The organism is Paracidovorax anthurii (genome assembly GCF_003269065.1).
GTDB lineage: Bacteria > Pseudomonadota > Gammaproteobacteria > Burkholderiales > Burkholderiaceae_C > Paracidovorax > Paracidovorax anthurii.
Map to the genome: position 1 here is coordinate 1 of NZ_QLTA01000006.1, position 26,767 is coordinate 26,767.

Annotated in this window: 21 protein-coding genes, 1 rRNA gene and 2 pseudogenes; 13 read left to right on the forward strand and 11 right to left on the reverse strand. The window is 66.3% G+C overall.

What is annotated here, in order from left to right:
- Positions 1-169: 169 nt before the first annotated feature.
- Both rrf and AX018_RS04555 read left to right on the forward strand, forming a co-directional pair.
- Positions 170-282, forward strand: a 5S ribosomal RNA gene (gene rrf / locus AX018_RS04550).
- 142 nt (positions 283-424) lie between these two features.
- Entirely contained in the window at positions 425-1,579 is a 1,155-nt protein-coding gene (locus AX018_RS04555; protein WP_111876227.1) for an IS5 family transposase, read from the forward strand.
- A gap of 198 nt (positions 1,580-1,777) precedes the next feature.
- On the opposite strand, the pseudogene AX018_RS04560 reads toward AX018_RS04555, so the two are convergent.
- A pseudogene (locus tag AX018_RS04560) lies at positions 1,778-2,702 on the reverse strand (integrase core domain-containing protein); the annotation flags it as partial.
- Positions 2,703-2,763: 61 nt separating this feature from the next.
- Here AX018_RS04560 and AX018_RS04565 point away from each other — a divergent pair.
- The 11 genes and pseudogenes from AX018_RS04565 to AX018_RS04615 all read left to right on the forward strand — a co-directional run.
- Positions 2,764-2,954 (forward strand): annotated as a pseudogene (locus tag AX018_RS04565) (IS3 family transposase); the annotation flags it as partial.
- A gap of 133 nt (positions 2,955-3,087) precedes the next feature.
- Positions 3,088-4,044 (forward strand): YncE family protein, encoded by a 957-nt coding sequence (locus AX018_RS04570; RefSeq protein WP_462938458.1) that lies wholly within the window; start codon positions 3,088-3,090, stop codon positions 4,042-4,044.
- The gene (locus tag AX018_RS04575; protein WP_111876131.1) at positions 4,031-4,885 is read left to right on the forward strand and encodes a polysaccharide deacetylase family protein; all 855 of its coding nucleotides are present in this window, start codon (positions 4,031-4,033) and stop codon (positions 4,883-4,885) included. The genes AX018_RS04570 and AX018_RS04575 overlap by 14 nt, the downstream gene beginning before the upstream one ends.
- 40 nt (positions 4,886-4,925) lie before the next feature.
- Positions 4,926-5,912, forward strand: coding sequence for a sterol desaturase family protein (locus tag AX018_RS04580; RefSeq protein ID WP_111876132.1), 987 nt, complete (start codon positions 4,926-4,928; stop codon positions 5,910-5,912).
- Between the two features lie 35 nt (positions 5,913-5,947).
- Positions 5,948-6,832 carry an EI24 domain-containing protein gene (locus tag AX018_RS04585; protein ID WP_111876228.1) on the forward strand — a complete coding sequence of 295 codons (885 nt, stop codon included), beginning with the start codon at positions 5,948-5,950 and terminating at the stop codon, positions 6,830-6,832.
- Positions 6,829-7,650 (forward strand): competence/damage-inducible protein A, encoded by an 822-nt coding sequence (locus AX018_RS04590; protein WP_111876133.1) that lies wholly within the window; start codon positions 6,829-6,831, stop codon positions 7,648-7,650. Before AX018_RS04585 ends, AX018_RS04590 begins: the two co-directional genes overlap by 4 nt.
- A gap of 163 nt (positions 7,651-7,813) precedes the next feature.
- Positions 7,814-9,229 carry a type I glutamate--ammonia ligase gene (gene glnA / locus AX018_RS04595; protein ID WP_111876134.1) on the forward strand — a complete coding sequence of 472 codons (1,416 nt, stop codon included), beginning with the start codon at positions 7,814-7,816 and terminating at the stop codon, positions 9,227-9,229.
- Positions 9,230-9,434: 205 nt separating this feature from the next.
- Positions 9,435-9,938 (forward strand): hypothetical protein, encoded by a 504-nt coding sequence (locus AX018_RS04600; RefSeq protein ID WP_111876135.1) that lies wholly within the window; start codon positions 9,435-9,437, stop codon positions 9,936-9,938.
- Between the two features lie 2 nt (positions 9,939-9,940).
- On the forward strand, positions 9,941-11,020 hold the full coding sequence (gene glnL / locus AX018_RS04605) for a nitrogen regulation protein NR(II) (RefSeq protein ID WP_111876136.1): 1,080 nt from the start codon (positions 9,941-9,943) through the stop codon (positions 11,018-11,020).
- A 44-nt stretch (positions 11,021-11,064) separates the two neighbouring features.
- Positions 11,065-12,738 carry a nitrogen regulation protein NR(I) gene (gene ntrC / locus AX018_RS04610; protein WP_111876137.1) on the forward strand — a complete coding sequence of 558 codons (1,674 nt, stop codon included), beginning with the start codon at positions 11,065-11,067 and terminating at the stop codon, positions 12,736-12,738.
- Positions 12,739-12,931: 193 nt separating this feature from the next.
- Positions 12,932-13,882, forward strand: coding sequence for a ferritin-like domain-containing protein (locus tag AX018_RS04615; protein ID WP_111876138.1), 951 nt, complete (start codon positions 12,932-12,934; stop codon positions 13,880-13,882).
- A 52-nt stretch (positions 13,883-13,934) separates the two neighbouring features.
- Here AX018_RS04615 and xth read toward each other — a convergent pair whose 3' ends face one another.
- The 10 genes from xth to AX018_RS04665 all read right to left on the reverse strand — a co-directional run bounded on the left by xth (position 13,935) and on the right by AX018_RS04665 (position 26,699).
- Positions 13,935-14,711 (reverse strand): exodeoxyribonuclease III, encoded by a 777-nt coding sequence (xth, locus tag AX018_RS04620; RefSeq protein ID WP_111876229.1) that lies wholly within the window; start codon positions 14,709-14,711, stop codon positions 13,935-13,937.
- A 212-nt stretch (positions 14,712-14,923) separates the two neighbouring features.
- The gene (locus tag AX018_RS04625; RefSeq protein WP_111876139.1) at positions 14,924-16,546 is read right to left on the reverse strand and encodes a methyl-accepting chemotaxis protein; all 1,623 of its coding nucleotides are present in this window, start codon (positions 16,544-16,546) and stop codon (positions 14,924-14,926) included.
- A gap of 143 nt (positions 16,547-16,689) precedes the next feature.
- Positions 16,690-17,832, reverse strand: coding sequence for an ABC transporter substrate-binding protein (locus AX018_RS04630; RefSeq protein ID WP_111876140.1), 1,143 nt, complete (start codon positions 17,830-17,832; stop codon positions 16,690-16,692).
- A gap of 78 nt (positions 17,833-17,910) precedes the next feature.
- A complete protein-coding gene (locus AX018_RS04635) occupies positions 17,911-18,942 on the reverse strand; it encodes a porin (RefSeq protein WP_111876141.1) in 1,032 nt (343 codons plus the stop codon).
- A 352-nt stretch (positions 18,943-19,294) separates the two neighbouring features.
- A complete protein-coding gene (locus tag AX018_RS04640; protein ID WP_111876142.1) occupies positions 19,295-21,208 on the reverse strand; it encodes a CocE/NonD family hydrolase in 1,914 nt (637 codons plus the stop codon).
- On the reverse strand, positions 21,205-22,812 hold the full coding sequence (locus tag AX018_RS04645) for an ABC transporter substrate-binding protein (RefSeq protein WP_245951429.1): 1,608 nt from the start codon (positions 22,810-22,812) through the stop codon (positions 21,205-21,207). The genes AX018_RS04640 and AX018_RS04645 overlap by 4 nt, the downstream gene beginning before the upstream one ends.
- Complete coding sequence (locus AX018_RS04650; protein ID WP_111876143.1) at positions 22,809-23,828, reverse strand: ABC transporter ATP-binding protein; 1,020 nt, start codon at positions 23,826-23,828, stop codon at positions 22,809-22,811. The genes AX018_RS04645 and AX018_RS04650 overlap by 4 nt, the downstream gene beginning before the upstream one ends.
- Positions 23,825-24,811 carry an ABC transporter ATP-binding protein gene (locus AX018_RS04655; RefSeq protein ID WP_111876144.1) on the reverse strand — a complete coding sequence of 329 codons (987 nt, stop codon included), beginning with the start codon at positions 24,809-24,811 and terminating at the stop codon, positions 23,825-23,827. Before AX018_RS04655 ends, AX018_RS04650 begins: the two co-directional genes overlap by 4 nt.
- Before the next feature lie 8 nt (positions 24,812-24,819).
- Positions 24,820-25,728 carry an ABC transporter permease gene (locus tag AX018_RS04660; RefSeq protein WP_111876145.1) on the reverse strand — a complete coding sequence of 303 codons (909 nt, stop codon included), beginning with the start codon at positions 25,726-25,728 and terminating at the stop codon, positions 24,820-24,822.
- Entirely contained in the window at positions 25,725-26,699 is a 975-nt protein-coding gene (locus AX018_RS04665) for an ABC transporter permease (RefSeq protein ID WP_111876146.1), read from the reverse strand. The genes AX018_RS04660 and AX018_RS04665 overlap by 4 nt, the downstream gene beginning before the upstream one ends.
- Between the last annotated feature and the right edge of the window lie 68 nt (positions 26,700-26,767).

A 26,767-nucleotide genomic window follows, 5' to 3' on the forward strand; every position in this document is an offset into this window, starting at 1 on the left:
GGAAGGCGTGCAAGCGCTTAAGCTAACCAGTACTAATTGCTCGTGCGGCTTGACCCTATAACTTTGACATACCGTCAAGGTCTGTTGTGCCAGGCGCAATCAAATACACAACTGATTCACTCTATGAATTCGTCATGCTGACCAAAACTCAGCAAGACACCCCGTTATGCCTGATGACCATAGCAAGTTGGCCCCACTCCTTCCCATCCCGAACAGGACAGTGAAACGACTTCGCGCCGATGATAGTGCGGATTCCCGTGTGAAAGTAGGTCATCGTCAGGCTCTTACAGCCCAAACCGCCCTCAGATCTCTCATGATCTGAGGGCGTTTTGCTTTTAGCGCAACCACGCTCACTAAGAGGGTGTAGACGAAATCAACTGGCCTGAACATTGCGAGTCATCTGCCCTTGATGCAGGAGATAGCAATGACGGAGCATGGTTGCGGTGACGGTGAGAAGGCGGTCAGCCGAGGCGGCAGACCCATGGCGCTGACGCCGCAGCACATCTGCCTGCTGCGCGAGATCATTGCCCGGATGCCGCATGCGACGCTCGACGAACTCGCCGCCGAGCTCGGTCACCTCGGTGAGGTCCGCGTCTGCACTGCGACCATCCGCAGGACGCTGCGTGCGCAGGGCATCGTGCGCTCGATGCCAGCGCGGCAGGCCCGAGGCGAGCCGGTCGAGCCAGAGACACCGGTCGCTGTGGCCAAGCGCTACGGCTACACCGCAGCGCACCGGCGTGATGCTGGCCAGTACAGCACAGATCTGACCGATGCCGAATGGAGCCTGGTCGCCGACCTCTTCGAGCGTCCCGAGGGCAGCCGCGGTGCGCCGGCACGCTACAAGCGTCGGCACCTGGTCGACGCCTGCTGCTATGTGCTGCGGACGGGTTGCGCCTGGCGGCTCCTGCCTTCGAGCTTCGCGCCGTGGCAGGCGATCTACAAGGCCTTCGTGCGCTGGGTCGAGGTCGATGCCTTCGAGCAGATGCAGGATCGGCTGCGCCAGCAGTGGCGGGCCCGCATGGGTCGCGGAGCCGAACCGAGCGCGGCCGTCATCGACGCGCAGTCCAACCGCGCATCGCCGCAAGGTGACGAATGCGGCTACGACGCCGGCAAAAAGGTCAAAGGCAGGAAGCGCCACATCGTGGTGGACACGCTCGGGCTACTACTGGCCGTCACGGTGACCGCTGCCAGCGTGCAGGACCGCGATGGCGCTGCTGAGGTCGTGGCACAGGCGTGCCGCAAGGCTCCTTCCATCGAACGGCTCTACACCGATGGTGCTTACGGTGGTCAATGCGCTCGGGCAATCGAGCAGACCCATGGCATCCGGGCCGAGGTCGTGCGCCGGCCCGGCAATCGCTCGACCGGCATCCTGCGCGATCCGCAGCAGTCACTCTGGCAGGAGCCCATCCGAGGCTTTGTCGTCTTGCCAAAACGCTGGGTCGTCGAGCGAACCCATGCCTGGAATGAGCGCTGGCGCCGCATGGCCATGCACCACGATCGCAAGACCTCGATCTCCACTGCTTGGGTATGGCTCGCCGAGGCGCGTATCCTGCTCAGCAGGCTCGCCCTTCGTAGTTGATTTTGTCTACACCCTCTAAACCATCTTCTCGCAATACGGCAGACTGATCACTTGTCTGCCACGCAGACCCTATCGCACCAGAAGCTCTGTAAGCGCGCAATGAACCACATCCTTGCTCGTGATGTTGGAACTGATGCGCGCAGGGTGACCTATGCTGCGTCGAGCGCTGATGTTGCCCCCCGTATTCCCGGCCTCGTCCTATTCGCAATAAAGCGCCCAGTCAGCCCCTGCGGCCTGCTGCCGCCTGAACTCCCGAGGCGAACGCATTTTCAACGCCGAGTGCGGATGCACCTCGTTGAAGTGCTCGAAGGCCGTTGGCAGCTGCGCCAGCACTGTCCGAGCGTCACGCAGGTCCATGCGAGCCACGTAGTTGCGCTTGAAGGTGGGCGCGCGTTGCTCTCGGCCAGCCATTGCTCTGCGGGCTGCAAACGGGCGTGTTGATGGGCTTCGGACCCAGCGAGCGTGCCAGTGCCCGCGTGTCGGCAGCGATGTAGGCCCCGCCGTTGTCGCTCAGGAACTCCGACACATGGGCCGCCGGGACTGCTTCGACCAAGCCGAAGCAGCGCTCGACGGCTTCGATGAGCATCTCGCGCACCGGCTCGCCCGGCAGCCCTCTGCCCTCCCAAGCCCGCTAGGCCATCACCTCGCGGTCGCAACAATCCTTGGTGAAGGTGGCCGTCACTGTCTGGCCCGAGTCGCACTTGATTTCCAAACCATCGGAGCACCAGCGCAGGTCGCTGCGCGAGACCGCCACCCGGCCCGCATGCGTGCGTGCGGACTGGCGCCGGCGCGGCGCCTTGGGCCAGCAGCAGGCCGGCTCCAGCCATGACGCGATAGACGCGTTTGGCATTGACCCTGGAGGCACCAAGTGCCGTGCGCTGGCGGTCGACCAGGGCACAGGCATGTCGGTAGCCATCGCTGGGCAGTTCCGCAATCTCCTGGCGCAGTTCGGCGAGCAGCCCGGCATCGTCGCTGGGTGTGCGATGGCTGCGGCCATCGGTCCAGTCTTCACCGCGCTCAAGCAGGTCACGTACATGGGAGCGCGCCAGCCCCGTCGTCCGGCAGACCGTTTTCATTGGTCGTCCCCTCCCCGGACAGCAAGGGCGAGCGCACAATCCACTTTCTAAAGATAAGCGACAGGACGGGGCCGGCGATTCAAGGGACTGATCTCGGTCGAGAGCTGCAACACCTTCAAACGCGACTACGTGGTGCGGATGGATGGATCGTACTGGCACAACGGCTGGCGGTCTTCGAGCGCTTCAACGAGGCACATCCGCACTCGTCGCTGAAAATGCGCTCGCCTCAGGAGTTCAGGCAGCAGCAGGCCGCACAGGTGCACCAGGAGCCAACGACGAACCAAGCGCTTTATTGCGATAGGACCGAGCCAAGAATACACAGGCAACATCAGGCCAGGCCCGGGGGAGTGCTCAGGTCACAGGGGCTACACTCTAACGCTGCGGAAGGTTAATGAACTGAACATGCTCTTGCTTCGTCGTTTTCGATCTTGGATGTTGATTCTTGCGGTCTTGTCCATGGGGTATGTCGATGTCATGGCGGCGTCTACTCCTGTATTCGTCCTGAACTCGCTGGAGGCGGACATCAGCGTGATTGACCCCACTACGTGGACAGAAACCACACGCATTCCGACAGGCAAAGAGCCGCACCATATGTATCTCACGCCCGATGAGAAATCCTTGGTAGTAGCAAACGCATTGGCCGATACGTTGACGTTTATTGATCCCAAGACCGCGCAGGTCCAGCGGACGGTGCGTGACATCGTGGATCCTTACCATCTCCGTTTCACACCGGACATGAAGTGGCTGATCACGGCCGCGAATCGCTTGAATCATGTCGACTTCTACCGCTGGGATGGCAAAGATCTGACGCTGGTCCAGAGGGTTGCCACGGGGCGCACACCAAGCCATCTCTGGGTCGACAGTCGAAGCCATACGGTTTATTCGACCATGCAAGACAGTGATGAGCTGGTGGCGATCGACATCGCCACGCAGAAGATCAAATGGCGAACCAAGACGGGCCCCATGCCTGCAGACATTTATGGAAGCCCGGATGACAAATTCCTTTTTATCGGATTGACGGGGAGTGACAGCGTCGAAGTCTTCGATGTCTCTGGGGCAGAGCCACGCAGCGTGCAGCGTATCAAGACCGGCAACGGCGCCCATGCATTTCGCGGGGCCGGCGATCGCCGTCACATCTATGTGAGTAACCGGGTGGCCAACACGATCAGCAAGATCGACATGATGGCGCAGAAGGTGGTGGACGTGTATCCAGCCCCGGGTGGCCCCGATTGCATGGATGTCTCCGCGGATGGTCGTTGGATTTACGTCTCTGCGCGTTGGGCCCGGAAGATGCTCGTGATTGACACGGTCGAGCGCAAGGTCGTGCAGAAAGTCAATGTGGGTAAGTCTCCACACGGCGTGTGGACTCTGCAGCATGCGCCACGCTGATTTGGATGTGAAGGCGGGCGGTGGCGGCGCCATCCCTTGGCGCCGACTGCGTTTTCTCGCGGTTCTTGCATCCGCGGTTTTTGCGGTATCGGCAGGGGCTGCCGATCAAGACCGCTGCGAGAAGCCTGTGTACCTGACGCTCGACACCGGCCACATGGGGGTTGCACCGCTGATCGCGGATGTGCTGCGCCGACAGCAGGTTCGGGTGACTTTCTTTGCCGCGAACGAAAAGACGAAGGAAGGCGACGGCAGTCTGGGCAATCACTGGGCTGCGTGGTGGCGAGCCCGCGCTGCCGAGGGCCACGCATTTGCGTCGCATACCTACGACCACATGTACTGGCGCGCTGATCTCGGGCAGGGGGCGGAAATCCGATTCCGAGTGCGACCCACTGCGGGGCCCAGGTCGGGGGAGGAGTTTTCTGTCCGTCCTGCAGAGTATTGCGAGGAAATCGCGCGCGCGAACGCGCGTCTGAAAGAACTGACGGGACAGCCGCCGCTGCCGCTTTTCCGGGCGCCTGGTGGCAAGACTTCACCCCGGCTGCTGGCAACCGCGAAGGCGTGTGGCTATGAGCACGTGGGCTGGTCTCCCGCAGGCTTCCTGGGCGATGAATTGCCCAGCGAGCGCTACAGCAACGCCGCCTTGCTTCAGCAAGCCCTGGCGAAGATCCAGTCTGGCGACATTCTTCTTGCGCACTTGGGGATCTGGTCCAGGAAGGATCCGTGGGCGCCTGCAGTCCTCGAGCCTTTGATCGAGGGGTTGAAGCAGAAAGGATTCTGTTTCAGGACCTTGAGGGACCATCCCGACTACCGTCAATGGATTTCCGCCCATCCCAACCGCTGATGCGGAACCAGGACGGTTCCCGAGGATCGGATCGATAGCCATGGATTGGTTCACACAGCTTTTCGATACTGCGCAACAGTGGCTTTTTGAAGCCGCCATTCAGCCTTTGATGTTTTCCATGGGCATGGCCAATCTGCTGGAAGATGGCTATGCCGCCACAGGCTGGTTGCTGGTGGGGCTCCTGCAACTGGCCGTGATGGTTTGCGTGATTGCGCCGCTGCAGGTCTGGCGGCCCGTGGAGCGGGTGACCGATCGGCCGGCCATCCGCACGGATATTCTCTATACGTTGATCCATCGATTGGGGCTGTTCCGTCTGGCCCTTTTCTTTTCCGTGGATCCGCTGTGGGATGCATTTTTCGGGGCTTTGCGCCTTGAGGGATTCAGCACCTTCCATCTCGATGCTGTCTGGCCCGGCGTGACGGATATCCCCTGGGTAAGTCTGCTGCTTTACCTGCTTGTCTTCGACTTCCTGAACTACTGGATTCACCGGGGGCAGCACCAGTTCGAGTGGTGGTGGAAGTTGCACTCGCTTCATCATTCCCAGCGCCAGATGACGATGTGGAGCGACAACCGCAATCACCTGTTGGACGATGTGCTGACCGATGCAATCGTGGTGGTGGTGGCCCAATTGATCGGTGTCGCTCCTGGCCAGTTCGTCGCCATCGTGGCATTGACCCAGTTGAGTGAGAACCTCCACCATGCCAATCTGCGAGTGTGGTTCGGGCGTTGGGGCGAGCGACTGTGGGTGAGTCCGCGCTTTCACCGCCGCCACCATGCCGTGGGCATCGGACATGAAAGCCCGTCGCACTCGCGCGCATCGGGCCCGGTCCTGGGGGGGAACAATTTCGGTGTATTGCTGCCTTGGTGGGACATGCTGTTCAAGACGGCCAATTTCGAATTGCGCTATGACCCTACGGGTATCCGGGACCAGGTGGAGCCCGGTCCCGATGGACGGACCCGGGACTATGGGACAGGCTTTTGGCACCAGCAGTGGCGCGGCCTGCTGCGCTTGATGGGCAGGGCCTGAAGGGCCTGTCATCCACTGGCGCTATGCTTGCGGCCATGGGTCTGCTCATCGATTCATTCTGGCGCGCCGCCGCGTACTGCCTCTATCCCCGCGTCATTGTTCTGTCGCTGCTGCCGTTGGTGTCCATCGCGCTGTTGACGGGGCTCGGGTGGCATTTCCTGTGGGATGGATCGGTGGCTGCGGTTCAGGCCGCTCTGGAGTCCACCGAGTGGCTGTCGTTCGTCTGGGGCTGGTTCCAGGGGCTGGGTCTGGGCGAGGTGCCTGCCGTATTGGCGCCGCTGGTGGTCGTGGCTCTGGCCACGCCCGTCATCGTCGTGATCTCGGTGCTGGCCGTGGCGATGTTGATGGCCCCGGCGCTGGCATCGCTCGTGGCGCAGCACCGCTTTCCTGCGCTGGAGCGAAAGCACGGAGGCTCATGGGTCACCAGCCTGCTGTGGTCGCTGGGCTCGACGGTCGCTGCGCTCGTGGCCCTGGTCCTGTCCGTGCCCCTGTGGTTCATTCCCCCGCTGGTGCTCGTGCTGCCGCCCTTGATCTGGGGTTGGCTCACCTATCGCGTGATGGCCTTCGATGCCTTGGCGGAACATGCCAGCAAGGCAGAGCGCGAGGTGTTGATGCGCCAGAACAGGATGTCGCTGCTGGGCATCGGCATCGTCACGGGCTATCTGGGCGCGGCGCCCGGAATCGTCTGGGCATCGGGCGTCGTATTCGCCGCGGCGTTCGTGGTGCTGATTCCGCTGGCGGTCTGGATCTATACGCTGGTGTTCGCGTTTTCGTCCCTGTGGTTCGCTCACTATTGCCTGGCGGCATTGCAGCGGTTGCGAGCGGAGACCCGCCCGGCCGGCACGGTGGGTTCATCGACGGCGCAGCACGTGCCGGGTGCCTCGGCGCCTTCATCTTCATCCCCTGACGCGACCCCATGACCACGGTTCCTTCTTTCGGACTCATCATCATTGGCGATGAGATACTTTCAGGCAAACGTGCCGACAAACACATGCCGAAGGCCATCGAACTGCTGGCGGCGCGCGGCCTCCAGCTTGCGTACGCGGACTATGTGGGCGATGACCCGGAACGCATTGCCGCGACGCTGCGGCGAGCCTTCGCTTCGTCGGACATCGTCTTTTCATGCGGGGGCATTGGCGCAACCCCGGACGACCACACCCGGCAATGTGCCGCGAAGGCGCTAGGGGTGCCGCTGGAACTGCATCCCACTGCGGAGGCGCTGATCCGCGAGCGCATGCAGGACGTGGCGATGGAGCAGGGCGTGGCCTACGAGCCGGACCGGCCGGACAATCTGCACCGCCTCAACATGGGGGTGTTTCCGGCGGGCGCACGGATCATTCCCAACCCCTACAACAAGATCCCCGGGTTTGCATGCACCGGGCCCGGCGGCGGATCGGTGTATTTCGTTCCCGGCTTTCCTGTCATGGCCTGGCCGATGATCGAGTGGTGCCTGGACGAGCACTGCCGGCAATGGTTCAATCGCCGGCCGCAGCTGGAGCATTCCGTCGTGGTCTACGGGGCGATGGAGGCCGCGCTCACGCCGCTCATGGAGCAGGTCGAGGCCTCCCATCCTGGCGTGCGCGTGTTCAGCCTGCCGAGCGTGGACCACCCGGTGCATGGCCGCCATATCGAACTGGGCGTCAAGGGCGACTCCGCCCTGGTGCCAGCCGCTTGGAGCGATTTGCAGCAGGGTTTGCACAATAATGGTGCGAATCTTGGCCCCGAATTGGTGCGATGAGTTGGATGATTGGCCCGTGGCAGAGAGAAGCCCGCTCTTGGTGCGTTCGGGCCAGTCGGGTGCGGTGGGCAGGTGCGTGCTCCTCCTTAGTGCATGCTGGCACGCAACCTGCTTTTTATTGGTCGTGTTTTTTTCAACAAACGCTTAAATCCTGGAGATCCTGATGGCAAAGACCGTTGCAGACGTGATGAAGATGGTGAAGGAGAACGAAGTCAAGTTTGTGGACTTCCGCTTCACCGACACCCGCGGCAAGGAGCAGCACGTCACCGTGCCCGTGTCCGCCTTCGACGAGGACAAGTTCGCGTCGGGCCACGCCTTCGACGGCTCTTCGGTGGCTGGCTGGAAGGGTATCGAGGCTTCGGACATGCAGCTCATGCCCGACCCCAACACGGCCAATATCGATCCCTTCTTCGAAGAAACCACGCTGTTCCTGCAATGCGACGTGATCGAGCCGGGCGACGGCAAGGCCTATGACCGCGATCCCCGCTCCATCGCCAAGCGTGCCGAGGCGTACCTCAAGGCTTCCGGCCTGGGCGATACCGCGTTCTTCGGCCCTGAGCCCGAATTTTTCATCTTCGACGGCGTGCGCTGGTCCAACGAGCCCGGCAAGGTCATGTTCGAAATCGAGGAATACGAGGCTCCCTGGAATTCCGGCGCCAAGCTCGAAGGCGGCAATCGCGGCCACCGTCCCACGGTCAAGGGCGGCTATTTCCCCGTGCCTCCGGTCGACAGCACGCAGGACATGCGCGCCGAGATGTCCCTGATCATCGAATCGCTGGGCATTCCGGTCGAGGTCTTCCACCACGAAGTGGCGGGCGCCGGCCAGAACGAGATCGGCACCAAGTTCAGCACGCTGGTGGAGCGCGCCGACTGGACCCAGGTGCTCAAGTACGTGGTGTGGAACGTGGCCAACGCCTATGGCAAGACGGCAACCTTCATGCCCAAGCCGTATGCCGGCGACAACGGCTCCGGCATGCACGTGCACCAGTCCATCTGGAAAGATGGCAAGAACCTTTTCGCCGGCGACGGCTATGCAGGCCTGTCGGACTTCGCCCTGTACTACATCGGCGGCATCATCAAGCACGCCCGTGCCCTGAACGCCATCACGAACCCCGGCACGAACAGCTACAAGCGCCTCGTGCCTGGCTTCGAGGCCCCGGTGAAGCTGGCCTACTCGGCGCGCAACCGCTCGGCTTCGATCCGCATCCCTTACGTGGCGAACCCGAAGGGCCGCCGCATCGAGGCACGCTTCCCCGATCCTTCCGCCAACCCCTACCTGGCATTCTCGGCCCTGATGATGGCCGGCCTGGACGGCGTGGAGAACAAGATCCATCCGGGCGAGGCCGCCACGAAGGATCTCTACCATCTGCCGCCCGAGGAAGACAAGCTGGTGCCCACCGTGTGCCACAGCCTCGACCAGGCGCTGGAGTACCTCGACAAGGACCGTTCGTTCCTGACCAAGGGCGGCGTGTTCACCGACTCCATGCTCGACGCCTACATCGAGCTGAAGATGCAGGAAGTCACCCGCTTCCGCATGGCTCCGCACCCGGTCGAATACGACATGTACTACTCGCTGTGAGCGGGGAAGTCCCGTGCCGGGCGGATGCCGCAGGCACGGAAATCCAGAAAGGCGGCCTCGGCCGCCTTTTTTCTTTTTCCGCAGGGTGGCGTCGCGTCTTGCGCAAGACCCCTGGACGCGGGGCGATCCATGGCGGTGGCGGTGCGATTGGGGGATACTTCCGGGCATCTCCCGTGTGCTGCGGCATGCCTTGCGAGGACTCCGAATGACGAAAATTCTCACCGTGCTCATGGCGCTGGCCGCCGTGGCGCCCGCCGCCTGGTCCCAGGACCGCATCTACCGTTGCGGCAACGAATACACCAACAATGCCACCCAGGCCCGCGAGCGGGGCTGCAAGCTCGTCGAGGGAGGCAATGTGACGGTGGTGCAGGGCTCGCGGCCGGCGGGCGGCGGTGGCGCCGCTGGTGGCAGCGCGGCGTCTTCGTCGCCCGCGAATGCGCCGCGGGTGGATGCGAACGACCAGCGCGCGCGGGATGCCGACGCCCGCTCCATTCTCGAGGCCGAGCTGCGCAAGGCGGAGGCGCGCCAGGCGGATCTGGCCAAGGAATACAACAACGGCGAGCCCCAGCGCACGGCGCTGGAGCTGCGCAATCCCCAGGTGTACACGGAGCGCACGGCCGAGCTCAAGGCGTCCCTGTCGCGTGCGGAGAGCGACGTCGCGGGCATCAAGCGCGAGCTGGCCCGGCTGCCCGCCCCATCGGGCCGCTGAGCGTGGCGCCCGCTTCCCCAGCGCTCCCGGTGGAGCGCCATCTGGCGCTGGACCTGGTTTCCACGCTCGTGGCGGTGCTCCATCCGGACGGCTCCGTCCTGTTCGCGAACGCGTCGCTCGAAAACATGCTCGGCTTGTCGCGGCGGACACTGGAAGCGACGGATTTCTCGACCTTCTTCACCGATCCGGCCCTGCTGCAGACGGCGCTCGCGGGCGCGCGGGGCCAGGACTTCGCCGCGCTGCGCTTCGAGGCCGGGCTGCGGCGCGGCGCGCAGCAGGAGCAGGTGCCCGTGCACGTGAATGTGTCGGTGGCCGAACACACGGGCGAGATCCTGGTGGAGATGTGGCCGCTGGAGGCCCAGGCGCGGCAGGACCGGGAGGAGCGCCTGCGCGAGCAGGCGCAGGCCAACAAGGAGCTGATCCGCAATCTGGCCCACGAGATCAAGAACCCGCTGGGCGGCATCCGGGGCGCCGCGCAGCTGCTGGAGATGGAGCTCGACAACCCGGAGCTCACCGAATACACGCAGGTCATCATCCACGAGGCGGACCGGCTGCAGAGCCTGGTGGACCGGCTGCTCGCTCCGCACCGCCACCCCCATCTCGTGGGGGACGTGAACATCCACGAGGTCTGCGAGCGTGTGCGCTCGCTGGTTCTCGTCGAATACCCGCATGGCCTGCGCGTGCAGCGCGACTACGACACGTCCATTCCCGAGTTCCGCGGGGACCGCGCGCAGCTCATCCAGGCGGTGCTGAACATCGTGCAGAACGCGGCGCAGGTGCTGACCGAGCGCATCGCCGCCGGCGATGCCGTGATCACGCTGCGCACGCGCGTCGCACGGCAGGTCACCTTCGGGCGGCAGCGCTATCGGCTGGCACTGGAATTGCATGTCATCGATAACGGACCGGGCGTCCCCGAAGCGATCAAGGAGCGGATTTTTTATCCCCTCGTGACGGGGCGTGATGGAGGGTCGGGACTGGGGCTGACGCTCGCGCAAACCTTCGTGCAGCGCCACCATGGTCTGATCGAATGCGACAGCGTGCCGGGTCGCACCGATTTCCGAATCCTCATCCCCTTGCCTTGAGGTCCCGAGACATCCCATTTCCGACAACAAGGTAGAACCGACACATGAAGCCGATCTGGATAGTAGATGACGACCCCTCGATCCGCTTCGTCCTGGAGAAGGCGCTGGCCCGCGAGAACCTGCCCACGCGCAGCTTCACCCATCCGCGCGAGGTGCTCGACGCGCTGGCCGACATCGTCGCCGGCGATCCCGCGCGGCAGGGGCCCCAGGTGCTGGTGAGCGACATCCGCATGCCGGGGGGCTCGGGCCTGCAATTGCTCGAGCAGTTGCGCGAGCAGCAGCCGGGCCTGCCGGTCATCATCATGACGGCGTACTCGGACCTCGACAGCGCCGTCTCGGCCTTCCAGCGCGGCGCCTTCGAGTACCTGCCCAAGCCTTTCGACCTGCCCAAGGCCGTGGAGCTGATCCGCCGGGCCGTGGAGGAAAGCCAGCGCGAAGAGGTCACGGAAGAGCGCCAGACCGGCGCCCCCGAGATGTTGGGCCAGGCGCCGGCCATGCAGGACGTGTTTCGCGCCATCGGCCGGCTGAGCCAGAGCCAGGTGACGGTGCTGATCACCGGCGAATCCGGCTCCGGCAAGGAACTGGTGGCGCGCGCGCTGCACAAGCATTCGCCGGTGGCCGAGGGGCCCTTCGTCGCCATCAACACGGCGGCGATCCCGAAGGACCTGCTGGAGAGCGAGCTGTTCGGCCACGAGCGCGGCGCGTTCACCGGCGCGCAGACGCAGCGGCGCGGGCGCTTCGAGCAGGCCGAGGGCGGCACGCTGTTCCTCGACGAGATCGGCGACATGCCGTTCGACCTGCAGACGCGCCTGCTGCGCGTGCTCTCGGACGGCCAGTTCTACCGCGTGGGCGGCCACGCGGCCGTGAAGGCGCACGTGCGCGTCATCGCCGCCACCCACCAGAACCTGGAGCAGCGCGTCAAGGACGGCGTGTTCCGCGAAGACCTGTTCCACCGCCTCAACGTGATCCGGCTGCGCCTGCCCGCGCTGCGCGAGCGGCACGAGGACGTGCCCATGCTGACGCGCCACTTCCTGCAGCAGAGCGCGCGGCAGCTCGGCGTGGAGCCCAAGCGCATCTCCGATGCCGCGCTGGCGCGGCTGGGGCAGTTCGCGTTCCCGGGCAACGTGCGCCAGCTGGAGAACATCTGCCACTGGCTGACTGTCATGGCGCCGGCCCAAGTGATTTCCCCGCAGGATCTGCCGCCCGAGGTGCTGGAGGCGCCGGTCTATGCGCCGGCTGCCGCGGCCCATGCGGCGGGCGCACCGACGGAGGCCGCCCCCGCCGCGCCAGTAGCGCACCCTCCGGGCGTGGAGGCTGGCGCAGGGGGGCAGGGCACGGCGCGGGACGAGCGGGGAGGGGGCATCCCGCCCTGGCCGCCCGGCGCGGGCCAGGCGGCCGGCGGGCGGCTGCCGGGCATGCCGACCGCCGCAGCGGCGGGCGTGGCCGGGCCGGCCGTGGCGCCATCGCACCCGTCCCCACCCGAGCCGTCCGGCTGGGAGCACGCCCTGGAAATCGAGGCGCAGAAGCTCCTGGCATCCGGCCAGACCGAGGTGTGGGATGTGCTCACGCGCCGTTTCGAATCGCGCCTGATCCGCACCGCGCTGGCCGCCACGCACGGCCGGCGGATGGAGGCGGCCCAGCGCCTGGGCATCGGCCGCAACACCATCACCCGCAAGATCCAGGAGCTGGGGCTGGATGCCGCAGAGGATTTGGGGTGAAACCGCCTCCATGTCGCCGAGAATGCTGAATTGTTTGCTATCTAATTGATAGTAATCGGGGCGGACGGAGGATGGCAGCGCCTCCTCGCTCCGACAAGGGCGAGTCCTACGGGCGTGCAGTGCAGGGGCCGACCCTCCGGGCGGGAGGTGCCTTCCAGAATGAAGGCACTGTTCAACCAACCGGAGCGAACCCATGTCGGACATCAACGATGCAAACCGCGATCCCCTGACCAATGAGCCCGGTGCCCATCCCGTAGGCACCGGCGTCGGCGCCGCGGGCGGGGCGGTGGCGGGCGCGGCGGCCGGATCTTTCGGCGGACCGATCGGGGCTGCCGTGGGCGGAGTGGCGGGCGCGGTGGTCGGCGGCCTCGCAGGCAAGGCGGCCGCCGAATCGATCCACCCCACGGCCGAGGACGCCTACTGGCGCGAAGCCTATCCGCGCGAGCCCTATTACCGCAGCGACCGCGCCTACGACCACTACCGGCCCGCCTACGAGCTGGGCTGGAGCGCGGTGGGGCGGTATCCAGGCGATTTCGATGCCATGGAGCCCCAGCTGGCGCGCGACTGGGCCCAGGCCCGGGGCGCGAGCGGCCTGGAATGGCCTGAGGCGCGGCCCGCCGCGCGCGCGGCCTGGGAGCGCACCACCAGGGAGGCAGGCCACCCGGCGCCGGCCACGGCGGCGGAACGCGCCGATGATGGCGGCGACGTCGCGGACGTGCTCAACCGCCTGCTCGCGTCCTGCCGGGACGGCGAGTACGGCTTCCAGGCATCGGCCGGGCACGCCGATGCACCCGAGCTCAAGGGCACCCTGCTGCGCCACGCCAGCGAATGCGCCTCGGCGGCGGCCGAGCTGGAGCGCGAGATCCGCCTGCTGGGCGCGACGCCCTCCAGCGGCGGGTCCGTGTCCGGCGCGCTGCACCGGGGCTGGGTGTCGGTGAAGACCGCTCTGAGCACCCATGACGACAAGGCCGTGCTGGAAGAGTGCGAGCGCGGCGAGGACGCCGCCCTGGCACGCTACCGCAAGGCCCTGATGGAGCCGCTGCCGCCCAGCGTGCGGGCCGTCGTGGAGCGGCAGGCCGAGGGGGCCCGGCGCAACCATGACGAGGTGCGGGCGCTGCGCGACCGCTATCGTGCCGAGGCCTGAGATCGTGCGAATGCCCTGAGGGGCCGGCGCGGCGGGGGCGGGCGGAGCCTGGTCAGGCCAGGGTCACGACGACGGGCGTGTGGTCGCTGGGCTGCGGGTTCTTGCGCGGCGCGCGGTCGATGCCGCAGGCGGTGACCTGGCCGCGCAGTGCATCGCTCACCAGGATGTGGTCGATGCGCAGCCCCCGGTTCTTCTGGAAGCCCAGCATGCGGTAGTCCCACCACGAGAAGCTTTTCTCCGGCTGCTCGAACAGGCGGAAGGCATCGGTCAGGCCCAGGCCCAGCAGGTCCTGGAAGTGCGCGCGCTCCTCGACCGTGTGGTGGATCGTGTCCTTCAGGCCCACGGGGTCGAAGGAGTCCCGGTCCTCGGGGGCGACGTTGAAGTCGCCCATCAGCACGAGGCGCGGGTGCGCCAGCAGTTCCTCGCGCAGCCAGCGGTGCAGCGCCTGCAGCCACAGCATCTTGTAGGCGAACTTCTCCGAGCCCGGGGCCTGGCCGTTGACGAAGTAGCCGTTGACCACGCGCAGGGGGCCCTCCGGCGTGTCGATCGTCGCGGCGATCACGCGGGCCTGGGCGTCCTCGTGGCCCGGGATGTTGCGCACCACGTCGCGCAGCGGGGCGCGGCTGAGGAGGGCAACGCCGTTGTAGGTCTTCTGGCCGAAGCAGGCCGCGTGGTATCCCGCGGCCTCGAAGGCGTCGTGGGGGAATTTCTCGTCCACCAGCTTCAGCTCCTGCAGCCCCAGGGCCTCCACGGGGTTGTCCGCCAGCCAGGCCAGGACCTGCGGCAGGCGCACGGAGAGGGAGTTGACGTTCCAGGTGGCGAGTTTCATCGTGTTCGGCAATTCATTGATTTCATTGGGAAAAATGGAGAACCATTTTTCGAGGATGGAGCTGGCCATCAGCCAGGTTGCAGTGGCGCGCAATGCGTTGCCCGTGCCGGTGCGCCGCCACGGTCCATCCATCCTATCCACTCACATCGAGCGAGGAAGGGGCCGCCGAGGTCCAGCCGCAGCCAGCCGCGGCTGTCGCCCGCAGCATCCGATCATGCCGCATTGCCTGATCGGTCCGCGCTGCGGAGTGGTTTCCGCCATCCTTCGCCCGCCTTTTTTGGCGGACTGAGGTCAAGCAGATCGGTCTCCAGCCTGAAAACACCCACCATCCCGGCCAAGGCCGCCGCCTCTTCCTTCATCGAGGACGCCACCGCGGAGGCCTCTTCGACCAGGGCCGCATTCTTCTGCGTGACATCGTCGATGAGGTGGATCGATGCGCTCACCTGCAGCATCCCGGTGGCCTGCTGGTGGGTGGAACTGCTGATGTCGGAAATGATCTGCGCGACCTGATCGACGCTGCTGACGACCGCGTGGATCGTGTCTCCCGCGTCTTTCACCAGGGTCGTGCCCAGCGCCACCTTGTCGACGGAGTCGGTGATCAGTGCCTTGATTTCCCTCGAAGCATGGGCCGAGCGCTGTGCCAGGTTGCGAACCTCCGACGCGACGACGGCAAAGCCTCGCCCCTGCTCCCCGGCTCTTGCCGCCTCGACCGCTGCATTCAGCGCGAGAATGTTCGTCTGGAAGGCGATGCCGTCGATCACGCCGATGATGCTGGCAATCCGCTTCGACGATGCGTTGATCGCGTCCATCGTCTCGACGACCCGGGCGACCGCCCGCCCGCTCCTGGACGCGACGTCGCTCGCCAGCGCCGCGGTTTTCGTCGCCTTTTCCGCGCTGTCGGCGTTGCGCTGGATCGTGGATGCGATTTCCTCCGTGGCCGCCGCGGTCTCCTCCACCGACGAGGCCTGTTGCTCCGTGCGGGCCGACAGATCCAGGTTGCCGGAGGCGATCTCGGAAGACGCCAGCGAGATCCCGTTGACGCTCGCGCGGATGCCGGAAATCAACCGCAGCAGGTTGGTGTTCATCCGGCCCAGCGATGCCATCAGCCGGCCTACCTCGTCCTTGGATTGGGCGCCGATGGAATGGGTCAAGTCGCCCTCGGCCACACGTTCCGCCACGCTGACCGCGAGGGCGAGCGGACCCACGATGGAGCGTGTCAACCGGTGGGCCACGAGGATGGCGAACAGGATCGCCGCGGAGACCAGGATCAGCAGGAGCCGCGTGCTGCGCCGCGTCGTGCTCTCTATGTCGGCGTTGATGGCGTCGATCTGGTCACGCTGCACGCTCACCAGGTCCTGCATCAGTTGCTGGAACGTTTTCGAGATCGGAAGGTACTGCGCTTCCAGCAGCTTGAGCGCCTCGTCGGTGCGGCCCTCCGCCTTCAGCTTGTTCACCCGGTCGCGGGCGTCCAGATAGCGCACCCGCTGGAGATCGATCTTGTCGAAGAGCGCCCGTTCTTCGGCCGTTTCCAGCAAGGAGCGAATCTTCTCCTGCAGATCGCCCGAGCGCTTGGGGCCATCGGTGGCGAGAAAGGCGGCCAGCGAAGGATCGGAGCTCTTGGCAATGGCCGTTGTCCGCATGATCCCGGAGTCGATGGCCCGATACCAGTCGCTGCTCAGGCGCTCCTTCATCAATGGCTTTTGCATCATGGCGGCCGATGCATCGCTCATGGTCTTCAGGTTCCACAGGGAAACTCCGACGGTGATGCAGGACAGTGCGATCACGGTCCCAAAACCCAGGCGCAGCCGGGTGCCGATAGTAAGGTTCGTCAACATGTCAGCCCCTGCAAGCGATGCATCGCATCGAGTCTTCTGATCCGACGATCGCAGTGCCCTGCGATCGATTCACTGGGTTTGGGCAGCGCTGCCCTCAAGAAGCAAGAAGACATCGAGTCCACCGGTGCCTTGCTTCTCGCGCGCTAGCGCAGCAGCTTTCCTGCCGGCCCGACCACTGCGATGTCCACATACTTGGAGCCCGAGTGGCTGGTGGGTGAGAACGAGACGGCGAACCCGCCGGGGCGGTAGTCCTGGAGGGACTCCAGCGCTGCCTTGAGCCGGATCGGAGTGGGGTTCGCGCCCGCCCGGCGAAGCCCTTCCACCAGCACATGCGCAGCGATGTATCCCTCCACGACGTCGATGTTCAACACCGACCCGGGCGCGCCGAAGCGTCGGTGGTCGTCCTGCAATTCGTGCACCAGCAGGGAGGTCTTGCTTGCGGGGTCTGGTGCCACCTGCGTGATCCCGAGGCCGTGCGCCGCTTTGGCGCCGATGCGCTGGACGACCGCCGCACCATCGGCCACCGACAGCGCAATGATGAAAGCGGAACTGCCCGCCGCCCGCATTTGCCGATAGAACTCCGCGGTGGCCTCGCTGGTGGCCACGGCGATGACCGCGTCAGGCGTTGCCCTGGAGAGCACGGCGACCGCGTCTTTCACATGGGACGTGCCGTACTCGTATGCCGCCGTGCCGGCCAGACGCAGTCCGAGGGCCTTGATTTCCGCCTGGGCCTGGGCCAGGCCTTCTGCGCCAAACGCACTGTTCTCATGGAAGACCGCCACCGATCTCCGACCGACGGTGCCGAGGTGGGCGCAGATCTTTTTCACTTCCTGCGCATAGCTGGCCCGCGTATGAAATATCCACGGATTGACAGGCTGGTGCAGTGACACGGCCCCCGTGCGCGCCCCCACGAGCGGTATGCTGGCCTCGCCCAGGACGTTCGCTTTCGCGATCGCCTCCAGGGGGCCCGTGCCGCTGATGCCCACCAGGGCGATCGGCCGATGTTCCGCGATGACCTCGCGGGTCTTGTGGACCGAGTCGATGGCATCCGGCCCCCGGTCCTTCAGCACCAGCCGCAGCTTCGCCCCCTGGACGCCCCCCTGCGCGTTGACCGCATCGAAATAGATCTGCACTCCGGCCCGGATCTGGTTCGCAGTGGAGGCCGCGTCCTTGAACTGGCCGACGCCTGCAACCACCATCTCGCCCGGCGCTGCGCGGCCCTGTGCCGCAGCCATGAGCCAGAGCCCTGCCAAGAGAGCGCATTTCAGTCGCATTTCATATCTCATGGGGACGTGGGGTGTCGTTGTGGGGGCTGGTGGGGAATGCCCGCACGGGCGGGCTTTCCCGGTCGAGAGATGCCGCCTTTAGAAGTTGTGCTGTATGCCAACCCCGGCCGCACGCACCACGTCATTGGCAACGCGGTTGTTCGGGTCGCTGCGGTCCAGGAAGACGTATACGTTGGTGCGCTTGCTCAGGTTGTAGAGGTAGCCCACCTGGAATCGCCTGAGCTTGGCATCGCGGTTCGTCTGGACATCTTTGGTCATGTAGTTGCCCACGACTTTCCCGTTCCCCAGGTCCCAGGACGCGCCGACGTAATGGACGTCCGTCTTGCTGCGCGATGTCGGGCCGCCCTGCGTGTTGTCCCGGTTGAAGAGCGCCCATGCACGGACAGCGCCGAAGTCGTAGGAGGCGACGGCCATCCACTTGTCCTTGACGTCGTTGACCAGGGCACCGCCCCGCTTCTTGTTCTGCCCATAGCCCACGCCGAGTCCCAGGGGGCCGCTGCCTTCCCCGTAGCTGAGCGACACATCGGCCTGCTTGTAGTCGCTCTCGAAACGCACGGGCGTGTTGGCGGCCTCCGTGATGCCGTCGCCGTTGAGGTAGTAGCCCGCGCGGAAGACGAAGTTGTTGACGATGGGGCTCGCGTACCCCACCGCGTTCGATTCGCGCGTTCGTGCGTTCAGGATCGACGTGCCCACAGCCGTCGCGCCGGCATCGTGGATGACGAATTCCGTATGCCGCGTGACGAGGGCGTACAGCGGTGTCCGGGTCGGCGTGGCCGAGTCAAGGCGGCCGATGGCGACCGCGCCGAAGCCCCCGGCCAGGCCCACGTAGGAGTTCCGGAAGGCGGGGGTGGAGAGGCCGCCCGTGTCCGAGGAGACGCCCATCTCAAGGCCGAACTGCACCTTGAGTCCGTCGCCGAGATCCTCTACGCCGCGAAACCCCAGCCGGGAGGCGTTGCCGGTCATCTGCGTCGAAGAGACCGACCCGGTCTTGACGCGGTCGATGCTGGTGTCGATCCGTCCGTAGATCGTCACCGACGATTGCGCCGCGACCGTCATGGGCACGGCTGCGCAGGCCGCAAAAGTTATTACACACGCCGAATACCGTTTCATAGCGCCTCACTCCTGATGATGTGGAATCGGCATCGCTGACGTAGCCGCTACCCGGGTCTCCCCAGCAGCGCAGCCTCCAGCGCGAGCCAGACTGGTGGCCGCTTCGATGGCTCATGTGGGATCTGCGGTGCTGGCGCTCGAAGGCCCGCGCCCCACGGGCGTGCCGGGCGCGGGGGCCCGGCGCAGGCCCGGGCAGAAGAGCGCCGGAGCGGTTCCGTGGCGGCGGTGGCTTCTCAAGGGACTTTTCACAAGGCGTTCCTCCAGGGGGTGCAAAGCGATGGACAAAAGCGATCCCTTCCGCCTGCGGATTGCGCGCAGGCGGTGGGCCGTGGAGAGGGGAAGACCTGGTGGGTCAGCCGCTGGCCATGGCAGCGGGCAGCGGCCGCAGGGCCTGGGGTTCAGCCACGCACAGCGTGACGCTGGAGGGGTGTTCCGGCGACAGGTGCAGGGTGTTCAACGCCACGCGCTTCTCGCGCGCATCGGCGGCGGATTCGCCGCTGTTGGGGTTGACGTCGTACTTCGGGAAGTTGCTGCTCGCGATATCGAGCCGGATGCGGTGGCCCCGCTTGAACAGGTTGCAGGTGGCAAATGGTTCGATGGTGATCGCATAGACCTTGTGCGCTTCGAGCAGGCTGGCCTTTTCCCAGGACGCATGGAAGCGGCAGCGGAAGATGCCGTCCGTCAGGTTCAGGGCGTAGCCCTCGGGGTAGTCGGCGCTGGCGGGATAGACGTCGATCAGCTTCGCGGTGAAGTCGGTGTCGGGGCAGTCGGAGGAGATGAACAGCCTGACGGTCACCGGGCCGACGACGGCGAGGTCCTGTTCGAGCGGCGGGGTCTGGAACACCACGACGTCATCGCGCGAGGCCAGCGGCAGGCCGGGCTGCTGCACGCCGAAGAAGCGCGGGTCTTCGCGCTGATCGAAGCCGCCGCCCGCGAACACGGGCTGGCCCGACGTCAGCGAGCCGCCGATGGTGGGAACGGGGCGGTGCGGGTCGGACTGATAGCGGATCCGCGCGCCCTCGGCGGTGGGCACGGCGTGGTCCAGGCTGCCGTCGGCATGCAGGTAGTAGGCGGTGGGCTGCGCTTGCGGCACGGGCCAGGCATCGGCCTGTATCCAGGCACCGCCGTGGTCGAAACGGCCTTGGGCATCGCGCCGGCCGCTGCCGCCGCCCATCAGGAACAGCCGCGCCGCCGGATCGGCCGCGATGCCCGGGTCGCGTCCTTGCAGCCAGCGCTGGAACCATGCCAGCCGGAAGCCCAGCCAATGGGCAGCGATATTGCCGTCGAACGCGGCGCGGGGGCCGAACTCCGCATCGCCGCTGTGGGTGGTGTTGCGGTCGCCGTGCAGCCACGGCCCAAGGACCAGGCGCACCGGCGATTGCCGGCCGCCGGTCAGGCCCGCATGGTTCTCCAGGGTGGTGCGTACGTAGGCGTCGTACCAGCTCGACATGAGCACCACCGGAATGTCGGGGATGGCGTCGTAATAGCCCTCGGCATAAATGCCCAACTGGCGCCACGAAGCATCGAAGGTGTCCGCGCGCCACTGCCCGAACAGGTAGTCCTCGTACTCCGGCACGGCGGACAGCGGCGAATGGCCGGGCCGCCACGGCATGCGCGAGAACCATTGGCGGATGTCCTGCGCCTCCAGCGCGGCCAGCGTCACCGGATCCTGCTGCGCGGCCGGGCTGAGCTTGGCCTGCTTGAACGCCCAGGTGGCCTGCTTGAGCTCGAAGGCGCCGGATTGCCGGATGCCGCACTGGTAGCCGTTGGAAAAACCGCCCGAGTCCAGCACCATGCACGCCAGTCCCGGAGGGCTCATGCAGGCCAGCGCCATCTGCGTGTGCGCGGCATACGACAGCCCCATGGTGCCGACCTTGCCGTTGCACCAGGGCTGCGCCAGGATCCAGGCGAGCGTGTCGAAGCCGTCCGGCCCCTCGGCGAGGTATTTGGTGAAGTGGCCCTCCGAGCCGTAGCGGCCGCGGCAATCCTGGTACACCACGGCGAATCCGTGGTCCACGAAATAGCGGGCCACGTCCGGGCGGGGAACGCCGATCCGGTCGCCGATCTGCTCGGCGCGCGAGACGCCGGACTTGTCATAGGGCGTGCGCTCCAGGATGACCGGCAGCGGCGCGTCGCGGCCCGGCCGGTAGCCGGCCGGCAGGTGCACGTCGGTGGCCAGGCGCACGCCGTCGCGCATGCGCACCATCTGGTCCTGCAGCACGAAGGCCGTGCGTGACGGGGAAGTCGTGGCATCGGGCTGGGTCATTTCGTTTCCTGGATGTACAGCATGGAGGTGCGTTCGAGCTTGTTGGCGCGGATGGTCGTGCCGTCGCGCGCGGCCCAGAAGACCACCGGGAAATACAGCGGCACGATGCCGGCGTCGTTGAACCCGGCCTCCGCGGCCTGGCGCAGCAGCGCGTCTCGGCGTGCGGGGTTGAACTCCACGGCGGCCTGCGCCAGCAGGCGGTCGAGGGCCGGGTTGGAGTAGCGCGAGCGGTTGAAGGCGCCGGTCCCCGCGGTCTTGTCGTAGGTGGCCAGCACGTTGGTCAGGCCGTTGGTCGAGTCCCCCGTGGTGTTGCCGTAGGAGAAGATGAAGGCGCTGTATTGCTGCTTGCCGCTGGCGCCCGCGTAGACGTTGTAGGGCTGGGTCACCACGCCGTTGATGCGCAGCCCGGCACGCGCCATCATCTGCGCCAGGGCTTGCGCCAGGTCGCTGTCGCCCGCAAAGCGGTCGTTAGACGAATGGATGGTCAGCCCGAAGCCTTGGGGGTAGCCGGCCTCGGCCAGCAGCGCGCGCGCGCCGGCAAGGTCGTAGGCGGGGGGCGGGAGCGTCGGTGTGTAGCCGCCCAGCCCTTCGGGGACCATCTGTCCGGCGGGCACGCCCGCGCCGCTGAGCAGGCGCGCGGTGATCGGCTCGCGCATGAACATCTTCGAGATGGCCTGGCGCACGCGCACATCCTTCAAGGGGTTGACCTGCAGGGGCCGGCCTTGGGCGTCGGTGACGAACGGGCTGACATCGCGTGCCGAATCCAGCGCCAGGTAGATCAGTCGCGCCGATGCCGTGCTGAACAGCGTGAAGCCCCGCTTGCCCTTCAGGCTCTTCGTGTCGGTGGGGGGCACGCTGTCGATCAGATCGACGGAGCCGGACAGCAGTGCCGAGATGCGCGCCGCGTCGTTTGAGATATAGCGGATCAGCACGCGGTCGAAGTCCGGCCGGGCACCCCAGTAGTGCTCGTTGCGCTCCAGCTCCAGGCTGTCGCCGGGCTGCCAGCGCTTGAATCGGTAGGGGCCGGTGCCGACGGTCGCCGCGCCCGAGTTGAAGTCTTCCGAGCGTTTCCCCTGCGCTGCATGGCGCGACACGATGTAGACCAGCCCGATCTGCTCCATCAGGTCTGGCGTGGGCTCCTTGGTGCGAATGCGCAAGGTCAGCGGGTCCACGACCTGGATGCTGGCGATGGTGCGCACGGCGCCGGTGAACGGCGCCGGGCTGTTGGGCACCTTGGGCGCGCGGTCCAGAGAGAACACCACGTCGTCGGCGGTGAACCGCGTGCCGTCATGGAACTGCACGCCCGGCCGCAGCCGGATCTCCCAGAGCGTGGGCTCCAGCACGCGCCAGGAGATCGCCAGGCCCGGGCGCAACTGCATGTTCTCGTCGCTGGAGACCAGGCGCTCGAAGATGTTCTCGGCGGCGGCCTGGTTGTTGCCGGTGCGGGAGAACAGCGGGTCCATCGACGAGGGCTCGCTCGAATGGCCGATGGTCAGCAGCGGCCGCGCGAAGGCGGCCGTCGAGGCCAGCAGCGCCAGCGCCAGGGCGGCGTGCAGCGCGCCGCGGATCAGGGGAGGGGTGGGCTTCATGATGGCAGGGCTCATGGGTTCGCGCCGGATGGCGCGTTGTCCAGCAGGTGGCACGCGGCGTGCTGGCCGCCGCCGACCGCGCGCAGCAGCGGCTGCTCGGTCTTGCACCGCGCCATGGCGTGGGGGCAGCGCGGGTGGAAATGGCAGCCTGCGGGCGGGTTCAGTGGCGAGGGGATTTCGCCCTGGATCGCATGGAAGCGCCGCTTGCGGTTGGACAGGCGTGGGACCTCATCCAGCAGCGCCTGCGTGTAGGGGTGGCGGGGTGCCTCGAAGACCTCGTCGGTGGGGCCGGACTCGACGATGCGGCCCAGGTACATGATCACCGTGCGGTCGCTGATGCGTTGCACCACACCCAGGTCGTGGCTGATGAACAGGTAGGTCAGCCCCAGGTCCTGGCGCAGGTCCATGAACAGATTCAGGATCTGGGCCTGGATGGAGACGTCCAGCGCCGCGATCGATTCGTCGCAGATCAGGAACTGCGGCTTGACGGCCAGGGCCCGGCCGATGCCCACGCGCTGGCGCTGGCCGCCCGAGAACTGGTGCGGGAAGCGATTGCGGAAGTCGGGGTTGAGCCCCACGCGCTGCATCACCTCGACCACATAGTCGTCGCAGTCGCGCCGGGCGACGATGCCGTGGGCCACCGGTGCCTCGCCGATGATGTCGCGCACCCGCTTGCGCGGATTGAGCGACGACATCGGGTCCTGGAAGATCATCTGCGTGGCCATGCGCTGCGCGTGCGCGGCGCGGCCCGCGAGGCTGGCGAGTTCGCCGGCCGGCGTCTGGATGGTGCCCGAGGTGGCAGGCAGGATGCCGGCCAGCACCCGGCCCAGCGTGGATTTGCCGCAGCCGGACTCGCCCACCAGACCCACGACCTCGCCCTGGTGGATGGTCAGGTCGATGCGGTCCACGGCATGCACGGTATGGGCGGCGACCTTGGCGCCCAGCAGGCCGGCCAGGCGTTCGGCGTAGTCGGGTCGCTTGACGAACAGGCGCGACACCTGGTGGGCCTGCATCAGGATCGGCGTGTTCACAGAAGGGCTCCTGTCTGGGGATGGAAGCAGCGGTAGCTGCGGCCGCCGCCCGTGTCGAGGGGGGGCTGCTCCGCGCGGCAACGCTCCGAGGCGTGTCCGCAACGCGGGTTGAAGGCGCAGCCTGGCGGCAGCGCGAGCGGCGAGGGCGCCATGCCGGGAATCTGGTAGAGCCGGTCGCCGGCGCGATCGTTGCTGGGCACCGAGCCGATCAGGCCGATGGTGTAGGGATGGCGCGGGCGGTCCAGGATGTCGTCGGTGCCGCCGGATTCGACGACGCGTCCGGCATACATGACGCAGACGCGATCCGCCAGGCCGGCGACCACCGCCAGGTCGTGGCTGACCCACACCATGGCGGTTCCGGTCTCGGCGCACAGCTTCTGCATCTCGGCCAGGATCTGGGCCTGGATCGTCACGTCCAGTGCGGTCGTGGGCTCGTCGGCGATGATCAGGTCGGGCTTGTGCAGCATGGCGATGGCGATCGCCACCCGCTGGCGCATGCCGCCGGAGAGCTGGTGCGGATAGGCCTTCATGCGTTCGGCGGGCGACGGGATGCCCACGGCGGCCAGCGTGTCGCGCGCGCGGTCCCAGGCCGCTTTGCGGCTGCAGCGCTCATGGCTGAGCACGGTCTCGACCATCTGGCTCTCGATGCGGAAGACCGGGTTCAAGGTCATCATCGGGTCCTGGAAAATCATGGCGATGCGGTTGCCACGCAACTGCCGGAGTTCTTCCCGGGACAAGGTCGCCAAGTCGGTCCCCTTGAACAGGATCTGGCCGCCGTCGATGCGGCCTGGCGGGTCGATCAGGCCCAGGATGGAAAAGCCGGTGATGGATTTGCCCGAGCCCGATTCGCCGACCAGGCCGAGGATTTCCCCGGGATGCACGTCGAAGCTCACATCGTCCACGGCGCGCACCAGGCCGGCGCGCGTGTGGAACCAGGTGCGCAGGTTGCGCACGGAAAGCGTGGGGGTGGTGGTTGAAGTCATGGGGCTTCCTATTTCTGCAGGCGCGGGTTGAGCGCCTCGCGCACGCGATCGCCCACGATGTTCATGGTGAAGACCACGGCCAGCAGCAGCACGCCAGGGAACACGCTGATCCAGTAGAGGCCCGCGAGCATCTGCTGGTAGCCGTTGGCGATCAGCAGGCCCAGCGACGGCTCGGTGACGGGCAGGCCGATGCCCAGGAAGCTCAGCGTGGCCTCGGCCGCGATGGCGTTGGCGGTCTGGATCATCGCGATGACGATCACGGGCGGAATGCAGTTGGGCAGCAGTTGGGAGAAGAGCGCGCGCCGGTGGCTCAGGCCCAGGCAGAGCGCCGCTTCCATGTACTCCTTGCGGCGTTCGACGACGGCCGTGGCGCGCACCGCTCGGGCGAAGTAGGCCCACTGCACGACCACCAGCGCGAGGATCACCTTGTCCACGCCCTGGCCCAGGATGGCCAGCATCATCAGCGCCACCAGGATGGTGGGAAAGCCCAGCATCAGATCGACCAGCCGCATGATCAGCGCATCGACACGGCCGCCGAAGTAGGCGGCGGTCAGCCCCAGCACGGTGCCCACGGCCATCGCGAACAGGCCGCTGAGCACGCCCACGCTCAGGCTGGTGCGCAGGCCGTACATCATGGCCGACAGCATGTCGCGGCCCTGGGCGTCGGTGCCGACCCAGTAGATATCGCCGTAAACCCCCTGGCTGCCCGGCGGCAGGCGGCCGTCCAGGATGGTGATGGCGGCCAGGTCGTACGGGTTCTGCGGCGCGATCCAGGGCGCGAGGATCGCCGCCAGGACCAGCACCAGGAAGATGGCCGCGGCCAGGGTGGCGGGGCGGCTGTCGAGCACGCCGTGCACCGCCTGGCCGAACGTGGTGTCGCGGCTGGGCAGCAGCTTCTTGAAGACAGGGGAGTTCATTCGGAGGCTCCCACGCGGACACGGGGATCCAGGATGGAATAGAGGATGTCCACCAGCAGGTTCAGCGTGATGAACATGGCGACGACGATCAGCAGGTAGGCCACCACGACCGGGCGGTCCAGCTTCATGATGCTGTCGATGATCAGCTTGCCCACGCCGGGCCAGGCGAAGATGGTCTCGGTGACGGTGGCGAAGGCGATGAGCGAGCCGAACTCCATGCCCACGACCGTCACGATCGGGATCAGGATGTTCTTGAGCACGTGCACGTAGATCACGCGCGATTCGCGCAATCCCTTGGCCCGCGCGAATTTCACGTAGTCCAGCGGCATGGTCTCGCGCACGCCGCTGCGTGTCAGGCGCACGATCAGCGCGATCTTGAACAGCGCCAGGTTGAGCGCCGGCAGGATCAGGTGGCGGATGCCGTCCCACGACGCGAGACTGGTGTGCACGCCCAGAACCTCGCCCGTGGCGCCGCGCCCGGTGGACGGCAGCCAGCCGAGCGTGACGGAGAAGATCAGCACCAGCATGATGCCCTGCCAGAAATTGGGCAGGCTGAAGCCGAGAATCGAGCCCGTCATGATGCCGCGGTCCAGCGCGGAATCGGGCTTCAGTCCGGCCACCAGGCCCAGCGGCAGGCCGACGAGCAGCGCCAGCAGCAGCGCCACGAAGGCCAGTTCCAGGGTGGCGGGCAGCCGCTGCAGGATCAGCTGGATCGCCGGCTGGTTGAAGACGAACGAGTGGCCCAGGTCGCCCTGCAGCGCGTTGCCGACGAACTTCAGGTACTGCTGGTGCAGCGGAAGATCCAGGCCCAGCGAGTGGACCGCCTGGGCGATTTCGGCCTGCGACGCATCGGCGGGCACCAGGATCTCGATCGGATCTCCGATGGCATATACCCCCGCGAAGACGATCAGCGAGGTCAGCACCAGGATCACGAGGCTCTGGCAGAGCCGGCGGATGATGAACGCGGTCATGGCGTGTCGCGGCGACCGGGATCGTGGCGGGGAATGGCGCGCATCTTGCTCTCCTTGCCGGTCGTGGC

Bases quoted from the DNA above. Each gene is read 5' to 3' on its own strand.
- AX018_RS04630 (WP_111876140.1), bottom strand. From the start codon at position 17,832: ATGAGATATGAAATGCGACTGAAATGCGCTCTCTTGGCAGGGCTCTGG.
- AX018_RS04645 (WP_245951429.1), bottom strand. From the start codon at position 22,812: ATGAGCCCTGCCATCATGAAGCCCACCCCTCCCCTGATCCGCGGCGCG.
- AX018_RS04585 (WP_111876228.1), top strand. From the start codon at position 5,948: ATGGGTCTGCTCATCGATTCATTCTGGCGCGCCGCCGCGTACTGCCTC.
- AX018_RS04640 (WP_111876142.1), bottom strand. From the start codon at position 21,208: ATGACCCAGCCCGATGCCACGACTTCCCCGTCACGCACGGCCTTCGTG.
- AX018_RS04600 (WP_111876135.1), top strand. From the start codon at position 9,435: ATGACGAAAATTCTCACCGTGCTCATGGCGCTGGCCGCCGTGGCGCCC.
- AX018_RS04570 (WP_462938458.1), top strand. From the start codon at position 3,088: ATGTTGATTCTTGCGGTCTTGTCCATGGGGTATGTCGATGTCATGGCG.
- AX018_RS04580 (WP_111876132.1), top strand. From the start codon at position 4,926: ATGGATTGGTTCACACAGCTTTTCGATACTGCGCAACAGTGGCTTTTT.
- AX018_RS04615 (WP_111876138.1), top strand. From the start codon at position 12,932: ATGTCGGACATCAACGATGCAAACCGCGATCCCCTGACCAATGAGCCC.
- AX018_RS04665 (WP_111876146.1), bottom strand. From the start codon at position 26,699: ATGACCGCGTTCATCATCCGCCGGCTCTGCCAGAGCCTCGTGATCCTG.
- AX018_RS04555 (WP_111876227.1), top strand. From the start codon at position 425: ATGACGGAGCATGGTTGCGGTGACGGTGAGAAGGCGGTCAGCCGAGGC.
- glnA (WP_111876134.1), top strand. From the start codon at position 7,814: ATGGCAAAGACCGTTGCAGACGTGATGAAGATGGTGAAGGAGAACGAA.
- AX018_RS04575 (WP_111876131.1), top strand. From the start codon at position 4,031: ATGCGCCACGCTGATTTGGATGTGAAGGCGGGCGGTGGCGGCGCCATC.
- ntrC (WP_111876137.1), top strand. From the start codon at position 11,065: ATGAAGCCGATCTGGATAGTAGATGACGACCCCTCGATCCGCTTCGTC.
- AX018_RS04590 (WP_111876133.1), top strand. From the start codon at position 6,829: ATGACCACGGTTCCTTCTTTCGGACTCATCATCATTGGCGATGAGATA.
- AX018_RS04625 (WP_111876139.1), bottom strand. From the start codon at position 16,546: ATGTTGACGAACCTTACTATCGGCACCCGGCTGCGCCTGGGTTTTGGG.
- AX018_RS04635 (WP_111876141.1), bottom strand. From the start codon at position 18,942: ATGAAACGGTATTCGGCGTGTGTAATAACTTTTGCGGCCTGCGCAGCC.
- AX018_RS04660 (WP_111876145.1), bottom strand. From the start codon at position 25,728: ATGAACTCCCCTGTCTTCAAGAAGCTGCTGCCCAGCCGCGACACCACG.
- xth (WP_111876229.1), bottom strand. From the start codon at position 14,711: ATGAAACTCGCCACCTGGAACGTCAACTCCCTCTCCGTGCGCCTGCCG.
- AX018_RS04655 (WP_111876144.1), bottom strand. From the start codon at position 24,811: ATGACTTCAACCACCACCCCCACGCTTTCCGTGCGCAACCTGCGCACC.